The following is a 15,858-nucleotide window of genomic DNA, read 5'->3' as shown; positions in this document are numbered from 1 at the left end:
AGTTTTATATTAAATTTTAAGTTAAGTTTTAATGTAAAGCTTAAGCGTCTTCTTTTAACCAGCGGGCAGCTTTCTTGGCAAAATAGGTTAAAATCCCATCGGCTCCCGCTCGTTTAAAAGCGAGCAAACCTTCCATCACACAAGGTTTCTCCTCTAACCAGCCATTTTGAATAGCGGCCATATGCATGGCATATTCACCACTGACTTGATAGGCATAAGTAGGTACCTGAAAGGTGTCTTTAACGCGACGGACTATGTCTAAATAAGGCATACCCGGTTTTATCATTACCATATCAGCACCCTCGGCCAAGTCTTGGGCAACTTCATGCATAGCCTCATTACTATTAGCAGGATCCATTTGATAACTATGTTTATTGCCACCTTTAATGTTGCCTGCTGAGCCGACCGCATCACGAAATGGGCCATAGTAATTAGAGGCATACTTTGCTGAATAAGCTAAAATTTTGGTATTAACAAAACCATTTTCTTCTAATACTTGCCTGATCGCGCCGACACGGCCATCCATCATATCTGATGGTGCGACAATATCTGCCCCGGCTTGGGCATGTGATAGCGCCTGTTTTGTTAAAATATCTGTGGTGATATCATTTAAAACATAGCCAGTTTTACCGGCTTTATTGTCATCACTATCACTTATAATACCGTCCTGTCCATGAGTGGTAAAAGGGTCAAGCGCAACATCAGTGATAACGGCGAGTTGTGGAAAATTAGCTTTAAGGGCACGCACTGTACGTTGCGCCAAGCCTTCCGGGTTATATGCTTCTTCAGCCATGAGTGATTTTTTATCATTGGGCGTTACCGGGAAAATTGCAATGGCCGGTATGCCTAAATCAACCAACTCTTGTGCTTCTACTAATAAGAGATCAAGACTTTTACGCTCGACCCCCGGCATAGAAGCAATAGCCTCTCGCTGATTCTCCCCTTCAAGTACAAAAACTGGGTAAATAAGATCATTAACCGTTAACTGAGATTCTGCCATTAAACGACGGGTATGATCATCGACACGCATACGGCGCAGTCGACGAGCAGGATATTGGCCAAAAGCCAAACTACCATTGAGAGACATAAACATTCCTAAAAATTATTCTGTTAAAATATATTGTTGCGTTTGATTGCGACCATTATTCTTTGCTTGGTATAGCGCTTTATCAGCGCCAGAGAAAATTTGTTCGGGGCCAATATCCACTTCTTGCTGGTAAGTACAAATACCACAACTAATCGTTAGCGCTATCTCGATTTCTTGGAAAATGAAAACTTGTTCATTTAACAACAAGCGTAATTGTTCAGCCAAGAGTAGTGCACCTTCTACATCGGTATTAGGGAGAATGAGACAAAATTCCTCACCACCATAACGAAATGCTTTATCAGCGCTACGCTTCAAGCTTTGCTTAATATGTTTCGATAGCCAAATAAGACACTGATCTCCGGCTAAATGACCATAATTATCATTCACTAATTTAAAGTGATCAATATCAATTAACACTAAACTTAAGGGGGTAAGATTACGGCGACTACGGCGATACTCGGCTAATATTTTTTGATCGTAAAATCGTCGGTTATGTAAGCCGGTAAGTTCATCTAGGACATTTTTTCGTTCAAGCTCTTGGTTAGCACTTTCTAATTCTTGTAAGGCTATATTAAGCTCTAGCGTACGCTCTTGTACCCTTTCTTCTAATAAATCTTGACTGTCTTGTTGCTCTTCAGTCAAGCTTTTCATGGTTTGCTCGGCTATTTTGTTATTGTTTTTTGCTAACTTAAGCTGCAATAACATTTTTTTATATTTTTTGTGAAAATGCCGACTTAAATAACAAGTAATGATGGCGGTTATGACGCTGCCAAAAAAAAACCCCATAGTAAAATATAGCGGTTCGCTACTCTCTGCGGTAACCGCCATAGCCACAGGAGTATACAAGATCAATAAAGCTGCATAACCTGTAATTTTAGCGATAACGACTGGCTTCATTTTGAATTAATTCCTTTTTGTAGGAAAATTAAACACCTTTTCGGCATTACGACTAGTTTGCCAAGCTATCTGTTCTTGGTCAAGCCCGGTAATGCTAGTAATTTCTTTCAGTATGTAAGGTAAATAACTGGGTTCGTTGCGGCTACTTTTCGGTTTTGGTCGGATCGTTCTAGGCGTTAAATAGGGCGCATCCGTTTCAATTAACAAACGATTTAACGGGATCAAACTGACAATGTCACGAAGGGTTTGACCGCGGCGCTCATCACATAGCCAACCGGTAATGCCAATATACATATCAGCGTTAATACATTGCATTAATTCATTTTTCGAACCGGTAAAACAGTGAGCGACCATGGCAGGTACTTTACCTAAGTATGGCGATAGAATATTAAACCAGGGTGCAAAAGCATCTCTTTGATGTAAAAATAACGGCATTTGTAATTCAGCCGCTAAAGCAACCTGCTCGCTAAAAACTATTTTTTGCTGGGCGGGTGTTGAAAAATTGCGATTAAAATCCAGACCACATTCCCCAATAGCTTTGACCTGTGTGTGCATGGCTAATTGTTTGAGCTGCGCTATATAGTCAACGGCAACATGGTCAGCATCGTGCGGGTGAACACCGGCTGTGCTGTATAAAAAGTTAGGGAAATCTGTTTGGTATTGCTGGCACAGTGCTAAGGCTTTTTTGCTTTCGGCAACACTGGTACCCGTGATCAGCAAGCCACTGAGCGCTGCCGATTGTGCGCGAGCAATCACCTCTTCACGATCTTTATCAAAGCGTTTATTGGTTAAATTAACACCTACATCTATTAAGGCATTGCTTGATGAGGCCTTAGCTGCTGAGGTCTTAGCTTTTGAATTATTACTTTTTAATAAGTCGATATTCAAAATAGTCTCGCTCTATTTTAATCTTTTTACTTTAATACGAGTATTGGTATTTTCTTTTTGTAAAAATACCGCACTAAGTGCACCTTTGGTTAAAATCACCTGTTGGCCGACTTTTAACTTAAACTTAATAGTATCTTTTTGCTGCCATTTTTGACCATTTTCAAAAAATATATTCCATTTTCCTCGTGGTGTTTTCGTTAATTTACTAATGGTTAGGCTAATGCTATTTATTTCATTAGCTAATTCTTCCGTGGTTTTTTTTACCTGCTCTTTAGCAAAAGCATCAATTTGCTCTGCCGTTAAAGCCACTTGTCCAGCGGTTACCGAGGTACTTGCTAGCTTGCTTACTGATGGTTTTTGCTGACTAAGTGCATCAAAACAAGTTAATCTTGCTTGGTCCTGGCTTATTTGTCGACAAACCTTAATGTCAGCAGCGAGATTAGTCGTCTGACCTTGCGCTAATAGGGGAAATACTAAGCCGCTGATAAGTGCGGTACAGGTTAATAAATTCATCGCTGTCATTCTTTACTCTCTTTTCCATCAATTGAATTATCTTCGTCTTCTTTATGATAAAACGAAGCAATAATAATACCCACTTCAAACAATAGCAGCATAGGCACAGCCAACATAGTCTGTGAAATAATATCAGGCGGTGTTAATAACATACCAACAATAAAAGCACCAACAACGACATAGGCTCGTTTTTCTCTTAAACTATCAGGTGTCGTCATACCCGTCCAACACAGCAAAATAATAACAATGGGGATCTCAAATGCCGCGCCAAAAGCAAAAAATAGCTTTAAAATGAAGTCCAGATAACTACTGATATCTGTGGCAATCATCACCCCTTCTGGTACTACTGAAGCAAAAAAAGTAAACACTACCGGAAAAACGATAAAGTAAGCAAAAGCAATACCGCTATAAAAAAGTAGGGTTGAGCCAAACATTAACGGCACAATCAAACGTTTTTCATTGCTGTATAAACCCGGTGCCACAAATGACCAAATTTGATATAAGACAAAGGGCATAGCAATAAAGAGTGATAATACTAAGGTTAATTTAAAGGGGGCAAAAAATGGCGAAGCAACATCGGTTGCTATCATTTGTGAGCCCTCGGGCATAGTTGCTAACAATGGCTGTGCCACATATTGGTAAATATCTTGGGCAAAGTATACCAAGCAACAAAAGACAATTAACACCGCTAAAATAGCGCGTAATAAACGATTACGTAATTCTAACAGGTGATCAAATAGGCTGGCACTAGGTGCTGGGGCTGTGCTCATGATTGGCGTTTATCACTTTCTGGGTTAGCTACTTTTATTGATTGTTCAGCTGATTGTGCTGCGGAACTTGTTTCGGCTACCGTTGCATTATCGGCACTATCGTCTTGCTCAGCTTTAGTATTAGCTGAGGATGCCAATGAAGAGGAAGTCATGGCATCTAAAGCTTGATTATCCACTTTTTTAAAGGGTTCAGTGACCGAGGCTGCCGCCTCTTGTAATGTTTTTAATGACTCGGCGACTTCCGGACTTAAGTTTTTCAAACCGCTTTCTTCTGCTTTTTTTAAGTTGGCATGCAACTCATGTATACGTAACTCTTCGGTTAGCTCAGCTTTCACTGTATCGCTAAATTTACGTGCCCCTGTTATCCAGCCACGAAGTGTACGTATTGCTACCGGTAAGCGCTCAGGACCTAAAATTACCAAGCCCATAATTGCAATAAGAATTAATTCCCAAAAGCCAACATCAAACATAAATTAAGCCTGATCAGTTTCTTTAGTTTTGCTGCTAGCTTTACTACTTTCTGCTGCTGCGCTGCTAGAGTTATCGACTAAACTATCTGATGTTTTTTCGGCACTTGTCTTTTCGACCTTAGTATTTTGCTCTTTATCGTCACCAATAGCACTTTTGAAACCTTTAATCGCTGAGCCCAAATCACCACCTAAATTACGCAGCTTTTTAGTGCCAAATAATAACACGACAATCACGGCAATAATAACTAGTTGCCAAATTCCGATGCCACCCATAATAAACTACTCCTGCTATTTGCTGTTCACATGACTAAGCAATAGCCTAGTTCATGCTTTTTGTATTAACATTATATACCTAAATAATACTGGGAAACGAGTAAAAGCGGTAAATGAATGGCTAAATGATAAGCTAAAACAACATTTATTTTGTCGGTAAGTCAGTTTCGATAATAATCGCTCAAATAACCAGTCAAAATAGCAGTCATGCCGTCGAATAAATGGATCAAAAAAGGCGACTTTACCGTCGCCTTGAGTTTGAGTGACTGATATTCACCATAATGAATATCAGCAATTAATAGCTGCTAGAATTTATAGGAAGTATTAACAAAGAAAATACGACCGACCACATCATAAATGTTGGGTACTGTATTCATGTCATTACCATTTGGTACTTCTTCTGGTTCAGTATCAAATAAGTTCTTGATACCGCCAGTTACCTGCCAAGCATCATTAACATGGTAAGCTGTTGATATATTGTGATAGACCACGTCATCCGTGGTGAATTCGTCTCCGTAGTTAACACCGTCCATGCCTTGGATATAATTAGCGGTATAAAGCAGGTTCCAATCTTCACTGATATCAGCACTAATACTTAAGTTAGATTTTAACTGCGAGTAACCACCCATATTGCCATCAATGGTACCTTCATAGGAATTATTGTCTTCTTCAAACTCTATCAAGTAAGTGGTATCAAGTGTTACTCTAAAAATGCCGGCAGTGTAGCTAACATTCCAATCTATACCTGAGGTCTTTTGATGACCAATATTGGTTAGCATTGCCGTCATGTTCGACAAATCACCCTTTGGAGTAATATTAATAGTCGCACAAGCAACAAGGTCGCCTTCATCACACTTTTTCATTTCAGCTTGCACATTTACCCGGCTAATAGCATTGGTAATATCAAACGACCAGTAATCCATGGTAGTAGATAAACCGTCAGCGATTTCCCACACTACACCGGCAGTAAAGGACTCACTCTCTTCTGGTTGTAAATCGGCATCACTTGTATAATTAACTTTGATTTGTGGGTCTAGTTCGTTTTCCCAAGGGTCAGCTAGATAATCGAATGAACCGGTGTTGCCGCCGTATAATTCACTGACATTTGGCGCTCTAAAGCCTGTTGCCGCTACTGCTCTAAACATTAAACCGTCGATAATGGTATAAGTAGCACCTAACTTCCACGTGGCTGCGCCACCAAAAGTTGAGTAGTTATCGTAACGAGTCGCGGCTTCTACCGTAAATGAATCAGTTACTGGTACTGAAATCTCACCATAAATAGATTGTACTGAATAGTTACCTTCAGTTGGGGCTTGTTGTGCCGCAGTACTGTCACCAGCTTGAGTAATTAAATCAGGGGTGTAGTAACCACTTTCAAAACGGCTTTCAACACCAACAGCATAACCAATATCCGATTCACTAATGCCACTATAACCAGCGGCTAAAATAAATTGCTCGTTACCACCTTGATTTTCTTCGGTGTACATAATTTTTTCACTTGCTAAGAAGTCATTATCCATGGGCTCGCCACTGAACCAATCCTCTGGATTGGCGTAGATACTTTTTTCCATATTACCGGCATGGATAGAGTTAGCAACACTGTCTTTTGAATCATTACGGCCATAGGTCGCTGACATCTCCCACTGTGCATCATTACTCAAATAACCAGTTAGAGCAACAGAAGCACGGTAAGTATCAGTTTCTTGACCATAAATACGTGGACCAGCATCTGTCATACGACGCCTATAGTTAATGGTATCACCAATGACATAATGATCGTCAGAATCAGCAATGTCTGAATTTAGCTCATCATAAACATCTTGAATACCCTTTATGTATGTCGGGTCTATCTTACTTGTGATTAAATCGATATTTGCTGGTTGTGGTGCCATTTGCTGATTTGACTCACGACGGGTATACATAAGATCAATACTAAGCTCGGTATCGTCAGCAATTTCACTGTTAAAGCTAGTAAATAAACTTAATAACTCATTCGGTGTTTGTGCATAGCTAGAAGTGGTGTAATCATAAGATTCTTCACGTGGTTTAAAGCCACTATTACCATCTGGCACCATGCCACCTAAACTACCACCTGGAATGAATGATGACTCCCCTGCCGGCACAAAATCACGATCCGACTGAATCACTTCACCACGCTTTGAGTACTGTACACCAAGTACTAAGTTACCACCGGCAAATTCACGGCCGTGTAAAATGCTAAAACCGCCACTTTCACCATCACCTTTGTCGGTAATGCTGCCATCAGCGGTAATTTCTGTACCTTCAAAGTCTTTTTTAGTGATGATGTTTATTACACCAGCGATAGCATCTGAGCCATATATCGCAGAAGCACCATCTTTTAAGATTTCAATGGATTGGATCATTGATACCGGAATAGTATTTAAATCTACGGAAGAATCAGCTCCCGTACCTGAAGCCACCATACGACGACCATTTAATAACACTAACGTACGTTGACTGCCCATACCACGTAAATTAACTGTGGCCGAGCCGCCAGAGCCATTATTAGAGGTGGCACCTAAGCTCATACCCGCAGCTGCAGGTTGCATCGCTAATATTTCTTGTACTGAGGTAAAACCACTTTTAGCAATAAAATCTGCAGAAATCACTGTGACTGGACTTGCGGTTTCGATATCTGTTCTGCTAATACGAGAACCGGTTACGGCAATACGTTCAATTTCTTCTGCGCCTTCTTCGGCAATTGCTTGTACTGAAGTGACAGACGTGGCGGCAAGGGCAAACATTACTCCACGGCTGACAATATTCTTTCTGGCTGTTCTTAGGCTCATTACTTCTACCTTTTTATCGTAAATTATTGGGAACTGATATATACCCGTTCCTATTCAAAGTGCAGGATTTCAGTGGGAGCGGGTATTAATCAATTGCCATCAATACTGCGCGATCTATTTGAAAAAGTTCGTTTTCAAGTGTGGTAATTTAGTTAAGACTGTAATGAAGTGGTGATTTTTGCCGAGTAGGATGTGATTAGATGTGATTAGATTGGCTATTTTTTAGCTACTTGCAAGATAAATATCGCTCTAATGGGATTAATGACTAGCGAGTAAGGTGGGCATAAATTTGATAATATGACAATGCCGTAAAATTTAGCCATAAAAAAACCGACATCAAGTCGGCTTATTTACATAGGTTTTTTTAAGCTTAGATAAGGCTTAATCAAATACCATGGTATTTTTTAATTTAGATAAAGCATTTTTTTCTAACTGCCTTACCCGCTCTGCTGATATCTGATATTTATTAGCTAGCTCTTGCAAGGTGGTTTTATCTTCTGTTAACCAACGTGTCTTAATAATATCTTGGCTACGGTCATCCAGTGTCACCAGTGCGGTTGATAAACGCTGATTGGCATGACGTTCCCAATTATCATTTTCAACTTCAACGGCTAAATCTGATTGTTTATCTTCCAAGTATTGCGCAGGTGAAAAACTACTAGCGCCAATATTATCATCATCGTCTTTTGATAATTCAAACGATTGGTCATGGCTACTCATACGAGATTCCATTTCCATAACGTCTTTAGTGGTTACACCAAGATTCTCTGCGACCGTATTTACTTCTTCGGTGCTGAACCAGCCTAAACGTTTTTTATTTTTACGTAGATTGAAAAATAATTTACGTTGCGCTTTAGTGGTGGCAACTTTGACAATGCGCCAGTTTTTAAGCACATATTCATGAATTTCTGCTTTAATCCAATGAACAGCAAAAGACACTAAACGTACACCTACTTCGGGGTTAAAGCGTTTAACCGCTTTCATTAAACCGACGTTGCCTTCTTGCACTAGATCAGCATGAGGTAAACCATAACCTGCATAACCTTTAGCCACATGAATAACAAAACGTAAGTGCGACATAATTAACTCTTGTGCCGCTGATAAATCATTGTCGTTATAAAGACGAGTAGCCAGATCATGCTCTTTTTCAGCCGTAAGCATAGGAATATTATACGCTGATTGCATATAGGCTTCGATGCTACCACTTTTTGGTAGGGTAAGTTGCATTGTTTGACTCATAATAACTCTCCTTTCTCTCTTTGATTCGCCCGCGATAATAACATAGTTCGACACTCTTTACGATAGCGGGGACATGAACATTAGCCTAATAGAAAGAGGGGCACAAGGCGATCTTTCAAATTATTGATGAATTAAATGTGACACTTTGTAAGTGGCTTTACTTTTCAACTTTAAACAAGCGAAGAAACAAACAGATAACTAATTATAGAACCATGCCAACAATTAATTGAAAGTACGGTTATTTTTTCGTGGTTAGTCCGCATTGGGCTCTATTGCCTTGATATGTTGGCTTACCGAGATGTAACTACCCAGTAAAGATAGTACCACAGCAAAAGCAATAAGCATTAAGGCTTCACTGCCAGTAAGACCCTGTAGTTGAAAATTACTTTGATAAAGCGCTGTTAAATCACTTATCGCATAACCTAGATACCAAGCAAGTAAGGTAACGGCAATACATGAAAGTATACCGCCAAAAATACCGTACCAAATACCCGAATATAAAAAGGGTCGCTGAATAAAACTATCGGTTGCACCCACCAATTTCATAATAGCGATAGCATCTTTTTCATTTAAAATAGCTAAGCGAATGGTATTACCGACAATAAGCACCACAGATAAACATAATAATAAGGCGACACCAAGGACAATATCTTCAATTAAACGTGCTATCGCCTCTAAACGTGTTAACCATTCTAAATCTAGCTTACCTTGGTCGACTTCGCGCTCTTTATTCAGTTTTGCTAATAAGGCATTCGCTGCTTGCGCTTGGCTGGCTCTTTGTGTTGGTGTCACCAGCAATGTCGCTGGTAATGGGTTGGTCTCTAAATATTCAAGTGACTGGCCAAAACCGGATAAAATTTTAAACTCTTTTAATGCTTGTTCGGCCGAAATATATCGAACTTCGGCGACTTCATTATAAAGGCTGATACGTTTTATCAGGTTTTGTGTGCTCTTTTCACTGGTTGATAGTTTTAAAAATAGGGTGATTTGCGCAGCGCTATCCCATTTTTCACTTACTTGCTGTGCATTCTTAACAAAAAGATGCAAGGTTGCGGGCAAGGCCAAACTGACCCCTAAAACAAAAATAGTCATCACGGTAGTAAAAGGTGTACGCCATAAATTACCTAAGCTACCTATGGCTTGCTGAACATGTCGTATGGGTAAGGTTAAAATGCGTGTTAATAAGCTTGAACGTGCTTTTAAACCACTGCTATGAATATTACTCATCAACTCCCCCCCTGCACTTGCAAGCCATCAACAATACCATCATTAATCATGGTCCCCTCTTTTAGCGTCAGGGTACGATATTTCATGCGGGCAATTAAACCTAGGTCATGAGTAGCAATTAACACAGTGACACCTGCGGCATTAAACTCCTCAAATAAACGAATAATATCTAGCGATAACTTGGGATCTAAATTACCTGTTGGCTCATCGGCAAGCAGAATAGGCGGTTTGTTAACAATGGCGCGGGCAATACCAACACGCTGTTGTTCACCTCCCGAAAGCATATGTGGGTAACATTTTAATTTGGCGGCTAAATGCACCTTGTCCAATGCAGTAGCAACCCGTTTTTTAATTTCTTTATGGCTGACACCTTCAATAATTAAAGGTAAGGCGACATTATCAAAAACTGTGCGGTCTTTAAGTAAATTATGACTTTGAAAAATCATGCCAATACCACGGCGCACATAAGGAACCTGCTTATATTTAATGTCAGCTAGCTCGGTATGATTTACTTGAATACTGCCAGAGCTAGGCTTTTCCATCAGTGAGATTAATTTTAATAAAGTACTTTTACCAGCGCCTGAATGGCCCGTTAAAAACGCCATTTCACCGCTTGCCAAGCTAAAACTCACTTGTTTTAATGCCAAAAACCCACCGGGATAGGTTTTATTTACCTTATTGAAATTAATCATATTATTTTTATATTTTGCCCTGGTTAGCAGGATAACTTAGCACAGTTCCCCACAATATACTCAAACGACGTTAAAATGCTTATTTAGCATCACCAAGCAATAATCTGTTTTGCCGTCGTTTGAGGCTTTGCTTATTTATTTGCTAAAAAGGGCCTCGATAAAGTCATCACCATTAAAGGGTCTTAAATCATCGATGCCTTCACCCACACCTAAATAACGAATAGGAATATTATGTTTATCGGCAATAGCAAAAAGAACACCACCTTTGGCGGTACCATCTAGCTTAGTCACAATTAACCCCGTTAAACCGACCGCTTCATCAAACAACTTAGTTTGACTTAAAGCATTTTGCCCAGTGCCCGCATCGAGGGTAAGCATCACTTCATGTGGGGCATTAATGTCTAATTTTTTCATTACCCGCACGATTTTTTTCAACTCTTCCATCAAGTGGGCTTTATTTTGTAAACGACCGGCAGTATCAGCAATGAGGACATCAACTTTACGCGCTTTTGCGGCACTAATGGCATCAAAAATAACCGAAGCACTATCAGCACCGGTATGTTGCGCAATAACAGGGACATTATTACGCTCCCCCCAAACTTGCAATTGCTCAACGGCTGCGGCTCTAAAAGTATCCCCTGCAGCAAGCATTACGGACTTACCCTCAGCTTGAAATTGCTTAGCCAGTTTACCTATGGTGGTGGTTTTACCAACACCATTTACGCCAACCATCAGTATAACAAAGGGTCCATCACTCTCTGGGATAACTAAAGGCTGGCTAACATCTGCAATGATTTTCTTTAATTCTATTTTCAGTAAGTCATACAAGGCTGAAGCATCTTTTAGCTGCTTTCGACTAGCACTTTTCGTTAATGAATCGATAATTTTCATGGTGGTTTCAATACCAACATCGGCCAACAACAAATGGGTTTCTAACTCTTCAAATAAGTCATCGTCAATTTGTTTACCACGAAATAAATCAATTAAGCCACCACCTAAATTTTGCCTGGTTTTACTTAAACCTTGCTTTAAACGAGCAAAGAAACCCAGCTTAGCTGCCGCCTTTGTTTCAGTTTTTGCTTCAGTTTTTGCTTCATCTTGGCCAACAAGGGTCTTGATGTCACTCGGCTCAAGCGTGGTTGTGCTGTCTACTGGTACGGTTTCATTTGGCACTGACTCATTAGCAGGCTCAGCTGCAGCTGTTTCTTCACCTTGCTCACTAGCGGTCATTTCAGCTAATAATTTTTCCTCGGGTAGCACTTCATCAGCTAGAGTAATAATGCTGTCGACAACGTCAGCGACTGGTTCAGCAACATTAATGCCATGCTCGACTTTTTGCTCTTCGCCACTTTCATGTTCGACGCTGCTAGCGTCATTAACTACTGGGACAATTTTCTCTGGTTCAGCGGCTTGCTCACTGGTCGGTTCGCTTATCGGTTCGACAAGTGGCTCAACTACGGGCGCTGGTGCAAGCTTAGCGTCGGGAAGATGCTCTGTTGAACTTTCTGCTGTGCTTTTTTCAGCGCTTGCTTGCTTGGCTTTTTTGCCAAAGCCTAACCAAGACAACATACCTTTTTTTTTCGACACTTTTAGCTACCTAAATATATTATACCAAACGGATTAATTAACTGACCAACTTAGAGCTACGTTAGTGAGCTTAGAACAAACAAAATGAGTTAAACATAGTTATTCTATATTTCATTCATTTTGTGACGTTCTCAGTTTGCTAACGAGTTCCCGAAGGGCGAGTTTAAAAGGCTTACATGCGGCGTTATTGATTTTGACAAGGGAATAACCATTCTCATCAATCAATGCCTTGCCTCTAAGCCTTTTAATTCTCGCTAAGTGATCAGTTCATTAGTCCGATTGGTATTACAGTATGAATTTGTTTGCGATAATACCAATGGGATTAATTAATCTACTTGGTATAAAGGCCAAACAAGGATAAAATTGGCGCTATATTAGCACTTAATAGCAAAATTGTCAGTGATATGAAACAAGCAAAAAAACAACTTAATAGAAAGGCTCCTGCGGGGATGACTCAGGGAAAATCTACCGGTAAGATCCGCATTATTGCCGGAAAATATAGAGGCAGGAAGTTACCGGTATTAATGGCTGATGGTCTAAGGCCAACAACAGATAGAGTAAAAGAAACCGTCTTTAACTGGCTAATGCCTTACATTAATCAAGCTAATTGCTTAGATTGCTTTGCTGGCTCTGGTGGCTTAGGTTTTGAAGCATTATCACGTGGCGCTGCTCAAGTTACCTTAGTGGAATTAAACAAAGCGGCGGCTAAACAACTACAGGCCAATAAAGAGCTACTTAAAGCTGACAATGTCATGGTGATTAACCGTGATGCACTTGCTTTTCTTAAGTCGGAGCAAACGGCAAGTAGCCACAAGCCCTTTGATTTGGTTTTTCTCGACCCTCCTTTTAGAAAACAGCTAGTAGAGCAAGCGGCAGCGCTATTAAATCAATATGGTTTAGCTGAGCAAGCACTCATTTATGTCGAAATGGAAGTCGAAAGCAAACAGCTTATGCCAACAAACTGGCAATTATTGAAAGAAAAAACCGCCGGTCAGGTTGTCTATCAGCTCTATCAATATCAAGCCTAATTTCGCTATTGCTAACAATAATTTGAAGTCATAACTTGAAATAATAACTTACAGCACTGGAGGCAACTTTTGGCAACAACAAGTATGTATACCGACTATCTCGACACGCCATTAGGCTTATTTGAATTTATGGCCTCCGAGCAAGGAATTTGCCAAGCTATTTTTTGTGGTGATAAAGTTTGTGGTGGTGAACCAGCGCAAGGCAAAACTAATGACATCACGGCACTGTGCAAACAGCAATTAACAGAATACTTTGCCGGTGAGCGGCAAGTATTTACCCTGCCGTTGGCGCCACTAGGAACATCATTTCAACAATCGGTGTGGCGTTGTCTAACAGAAATTCCTTTTGGGCAAGTAAAATCCTATGGCGACATAGCCAAGATGCTCAATAAGCCAAAAGCTGCCCAGGCGGTTGGTGGCGCTAATGGCAGAAATCCTATTACTTTAATAGTACCTTGTCATCGCGTTATTGGTGCTGATGGCGCTTTAACAGGTTATGCCGGAGGTATTGAACGTAAACTCTGGTTATTAAAGCATGAAGGGGTCAGCGTTAAAGTCTCTGATGACAACAGTCAGCTAGATATCAATAATGTTATTCATAAACGACAAGCAAAAACACAATTTCTCCGCTAATATCCACGCTGAATTGGATTAGCTTATTGGCTAAAAACAAAAAAGGAGTGCCAGATTAGCACTCCTTTTTAATTAGTAAACTCGTTCAGCTGCACTTAACAAGCAATCAGCCATTATCCAGAGTTCAGCTTAGTGAGTTATTTTTTCGGTACTAGTCTCAAGTCATGAAAATCAAAGCTAAAATCGGTCGCCAACGATACCGCTTTCATGGTGACGTAGTTAATACCACCCTCTTCATTTAAATTGAAATTCACAAAAGCATCAGCCTCAAGGGTTCTATCATGCCAACGGACAATAAAAGTATTATGCTGGTAGTGCTCTAGTGTGCCTTGTAACGCTGCGGTATTAGCAAATTGCATATGCAGCTTATTGTTTTTAAAACTAATATCAATTTCACCGTACCAGCTATCAACATAGCTTTGTGCGTAATCACGTAGTGGCAACGAATGTGCTGAGTTTTTATTAACTGAATCCGCTATTTTAGCTAAGCGCTTTTTCTCTTTGGCTATATTTTTTTGCTGTTTCGCGTGATAGTAAGCGATCCAATCTTTTTCTTCTAACTCAAGGTACTCATTTAAGATTTCGTGGTAGATAGCATTAAGAGCATAACCCGATTGCTGATTAGTCAGAATCACCATAGCCAAATTTTCTTCTGGCACTAACACCACTTTTGACACCATGCCTAAGATGCCACCACTGTGATGAATTAATTTCACCCCATGGTAGTCTTTCATAAACCAGCCTAAACCATAGGCAGAAAAATGGGTTTTATCTTGCTGGGTCGCTTGTTCAGAAACAGACCGTAAAGTTTGCGCCTGCCACATTTTACGGCTTTGTTTAGCTGAAAATAGACGAGGTAATTTGTCATCAGTTTTGCTACCGTATACACCTTGATTTAATTGAGCCTGTAACCACAAGCTCATATCATTAACGCTTGAAGCTACTGAAGCCGCGGCACCAAATCTTTCGATGAAGTTACCGCCAATAACATTTAACTTGCCGTTAAGTGGCACATGCGCTCTAGCAACATTTTTGTTCTGTTTGTCAATTTGTGAGAAAGTTGCACGGGTATTTTTCATACCTAACGGGCTAAATATACGCTGTTGAACAACCTCATTCCAAGACTGGCCAGTAACACGTGCAATCACTTCACCGGCAACAATATATAATAAATTATCATAAGCAAATTCACTACGAAAACTAGATATCACAGGTAGATGTTTAATACCCTTAATAACATCATCATTTGTTAGAGTAGTATGCGGCCAAATCATCAAATCACCCGCACCTAAACCTAAACCTGAGTTATGGGCTAATAAGTCAGTAATAGTAAATTCGCTAGTCACATAAGCATTAGGCATTTGAAACTCAGGAATGATATCAATCACCTTGGTTTGCCAAGTTAATTTTCCTTCATCCACCAAATTGGCTAATAACGCCACCGTCATCGCTTTAGTATTTGAGGCAATACCAAATAAAGTATCAGCAGTGACCTTGGCCGATTTACCCTGTTCAATAACACCAAAACCTTTACTCATCACCACCTTGTTATCTTTGATAATGGCAACCGCTACACCAGGTACTTGAAAAGTACTCATAACTTTCGCAATGGCTAGTTCAATTTTAGTGTTTTTTTCCTCGATACTGCTGGCTTGCAGCGGAGTAGCCACTAACAAGCTTAAGGTAAAAATCAAGGTGATTGAAAACAATGTGTTACTGAGTAACTTCATTTTTCTTCCTATTA

General features: G+C 40.1%; 15 protein-coding genes. 2 read left to right on the top strand and 13 right to left on the bottom strand.

Annotated elements, in window-relative coordinates; all coding sequences use genetic code 11:
- Positions 1-40: 40 nt before the first annotated feature.
- From hemB to ftsY, 12 genes are all read right to left on the bottom strand, one after another.
- Positions 41-1,087, bottom strand: a complete 1,047-nt coding sequence (gene hemB, locus CMT41_RS00815) for a porphobilinogen synthase (protein WP_057179271.1) — start codon at positions 1,085-1,087, stop codon at positions 41-43.
- Positions 1,088-1,102: 15 nt separating this feature from the next.
- Positions 1,103-1,984: a GGDEF domain-containing protein gene (locus tag CMT41_RS00810; protein ID WP_232299991.1), complete on the bottom strand. Its 882-nt coding sequence runs from the start codon at positions 1,982-1,984 to the stop codon at positions 1,103-1,105.
- 6 nt (positions 1,985-1,990) lie between these two features.
- A complete protein-coding gene (locus CMT41_RS00805) occupies positions 1,991-2,794 on the bottom strand; it encodes a TatD family hydrolase (protein WP_057179356.1) in 804 nt (267 codons plus the stop codon).
- Between the two features lie 90 nt (positions 2,795-2,884).
- The gene (locus CMT41_RS00800) at positions 2,885-3,385 is read right to left on the bottom strand and encodes a hypothetical protein (RefSeq protein WP_157466233.1); all 501 of its coding nucleotides are present in this window, start codon (positions 3,383-3,385) and stop codon (positions 2,885-2,887) included.
- A 5-nt stretch (positions 3,386-3,390) separates the two neighbouring features.
- On the bottom strand, positions 3,391-4,155 hold the full coding sequence (gene tatC, locus CMT41_RS00795) for a twin-arginine translocase subunit TatC (RefSeq protein WP_057179269.1): 765 nt from the start codon (positions 4,153-4,155) through the stop codon (positions 3,391-3,393).
- On the bottom strand, positions 4,152-4,625 hold the full coding sequence (gene tatB, locus CMT41_RS00790) for a Sec-independent protein translocase protein TatB (RefSeq protein WP_058026084.1): 474 nt from the start codon (positions 4,623-4,625) through the stop codon (positions 4,152-4,154). Before tatB ends, tatC begins: the two co-directional genes overlap by 4 nt.
- Before the next feature lie 3 nt (positions 4,626-4,628).
- Entirely contained in the window at positions 4,629-4,898 is a 270-nt protein-coding gene (gene tatA / locus CMT41_RS00785) for a twin-arginine translocase TatA/TatE family subunit (RefSeq protein WP_058026083.1), read from the bottom strand.
- 305 nt (positions 4,899-5,203) lie between these two features.
- A complete protein-coding gene (locus tag CMT41_RS00780) occupies positions 5,204-7,708 on the bottom strand; it encodes a TonB-dependent receptor (protein ID WP_058026082.1) in 2,505 nt (834 codons plus the stop codon).
- Positions 7,709-8,089: 381 nt separating this feature from the next.
- Positions 8,090-8,947 (bottom strand): RNA polymerase sigma factor RpoH, encoded by an 858-nt coding sequence (gene rpoH, locus CMT41_RS00775; RefSeq protein ID WP_058026081.1) that lies wholly within the window; start codon positions 8,945-8,947, stop codon positions 8,090-8,092.
- Positions 8,948-9,199: 252 nt separating this feature from the next.
- Positions 9,200-10,174 carry a permease-like cell division protein FtsX gene (gene ftsX, locus CMT41_RS00770; RefSeq protein ID WP_058026080.1) on the bottom strand — a complete coding sequence of 325 codons (975 nt, stop codon included), beginning with the start codon at positions 10,172-10,174 and terminating at the stop codon, positions 9,200-9,202.
- Positions 10,174-10,866, bottom strand: a complete 693-nt coding sequence (gene ftsE / locus CMT41_RS00765; RefSeq protein WP_057179263.1) for a cell division ATP-binding protein FtsE — start codon at positions 10,864-10,866, stop codon at positions 10,174-10,176. The genes ftsX and ftsE overlap by 1 nt, the downstream gene beginning before the upstream one ends.
- Before the next feature lie 135 nt (positions 10,867-11,001).
- Positions 11,002-12,435, bottom strand: coding sequence for a signal recognition particle-docking protein FtsY (gene ftsY, locus CMT41_RS00760; RefSeq protein WP_058028107.1), 1,434 nt, complete (start codon positions 12,433-12,435; stop codon positions 11,002-11,004).
- A gap of 422 nt (positions 12,436-12,857) precedes the next feature.
- Here ftsY and rsmD point away from each other — a divergent pair, with 422 nt between their 5' ends.
- Both rsmD and CMT41_RS00750 read left to right on the top strand, forming a co-directional pair.
- On the top strand, positions 12,858-13,481 hold the full coding sequence (rsmD, locus tag CMT41_RS00755; RefSeq protein WP_083494178.1) for a 16S rRNA (guanine(966)-N(2))-methyltransferase RsmD: 624 nt from the start codon (positions 12,858-12,860) through the stop codon (positions 13,479-13,481).
- An 84-nt stretch (positions 13,482-13,565) separates the two neighbouring features.
- Positions 13,566-14,114, top strand: coding sequence for a methylated-DNA--[protein]-cysteine S-methyltransferase (locus CMT41_RS00750; RefSeq protein ID WP_057179262.1), 549 nt, complete (start codon positions 13,566-13,568; stop codon positions 14,112-14,114).
- A gap of 137 nt (positions 14,115-14,251) precedes the next feature.
- On the opposite strand, the gene CMT41_RS00745 is transcribed toward CMT41_RS00750, so the two are convergent.
- Positions 14,252-15,844, bottom strand: a complete 1,593-nt coding sequence (locus CMT41_RS00745) for a serine hydrolase (protein WP_058026079.1) — start codon at positions 15,842-15,844, stop codon at positions 14,252-14,254.
- Positions 15,845-15,858: the final 14 nt, after the last annotated feature.

It is taken from the genome of Colwellia sp. MT41 (assembly GCF_001444365.1).
Lineage (GTDB): Bacteria > Pseudomonadota > Gammaproteobacteria > Enterobacterales > Alteromonadaceae > Colwellia > Colwellia marinimaniae.
The sequence above is the reverse complement of the archived record's forward strand: the minus strand, read 5'-3'. Positions and strand labels throughout refer to the sequence as shown.

Excerpts from the sequence above, each read along its gene's own strand:
- hemB (WP_057179271.1), bottom strand. The coding sequence starts at position 1,087 with ATGTCTCTCAATGGTAGTTTGGCTTTTGGCCAATATCCTGCTCGTCGA.
- CMT41_RS00810 (WP_232299991.1), bottom strand. The coding sequence starts at position 1,984 with ATGAAGCCAGTCGTTATCGCTAAAATTACAGGTTATGCAGCTTTATTG.
- CMT41_RS00800 (WP_157466233.1), bottom strand. The coding sequence starts at position 3,385 with ATGAATTTATTAACCTGTACCGCACTTATCAGCGGCTTAGTATTTCCC.
- tatC (WP_057179269.1), bottom strand. The coding sequence starts at position 4,155 with ATGAGCACAGCCCCAGCACCTAGTGCCAGCCTATTTGATCACCTGTTA.
- tatB (WP_058026084.1), bottom strand. The coding sequence starts at position 4,625 with ATGTTTGATGTTGGCTTTTGGGAATTAATTCTTATTGCAATTATGGGC.
- tatA (WP_058026083.1), bottom strand. The coding sequence starts at position 4,898 with ATGGGTGGCATCGGAATTTGGCAACTAGTTATTATTGCCGTGATTGTC.
- CMT41_RS00780 (WP_058026082.1), bottom strand. The coding sequence starts at position 7,708 with ATGAGCCTAAGAACAGCCAGAAAGAATATTGTCAGCCGTGGAGTAATG.
- rpoH (WP_058026081.1), bottom strand. The coding sequence starts at position 8,947 with ATGAGTCAAACAATGCAACTTACCCTACCAAAAAGTGGTAGCATCGAA.
- ftsX (WP_058026080.1), bottom strand. The coding sequence starts at position 10,174 with ATGAGTAATATTCATAGCAGTGGTTTAAAAGCACGTTCAAGCTTATTA.
- ftsE (WP_057179263.1), bottom strand. The coding sequence starts at position 10,866 with ATGATTAATTTCAATAAGGTAAATAAAACCTATCCCGGTGGGTTTTTG.
- ftsY (WP_058028107.1), bottom strand. The coding sequence starts at position 12,435 with ATGTTGTCTTGGTTAGGCTTTGGCAAAAAAGCCAAGCAAGCAAGCGCT.
- rsmD (WP_083494178.1), top strand. The coding sequence starts at position 12,858 with ATGAAACAAGCAAAAAAACAACTTAATAGAAAGGCTCCTGCGGGGATG.
- CMT41_RS00750 (WP_057179262.1), top strand. The coding sequence starts at position 13,566 with ATGTATACCGACTATCTCGACACGCCATTAGGCTTATTTGAATTTATG.
- CMT41_RS00745 (WP_058026079.1), bottom strand. The coding sequence starts at position 15,844 with ATGAAGTTACTCAGTAACACATTGTTTTCAATCACCTTGATTTTTACC.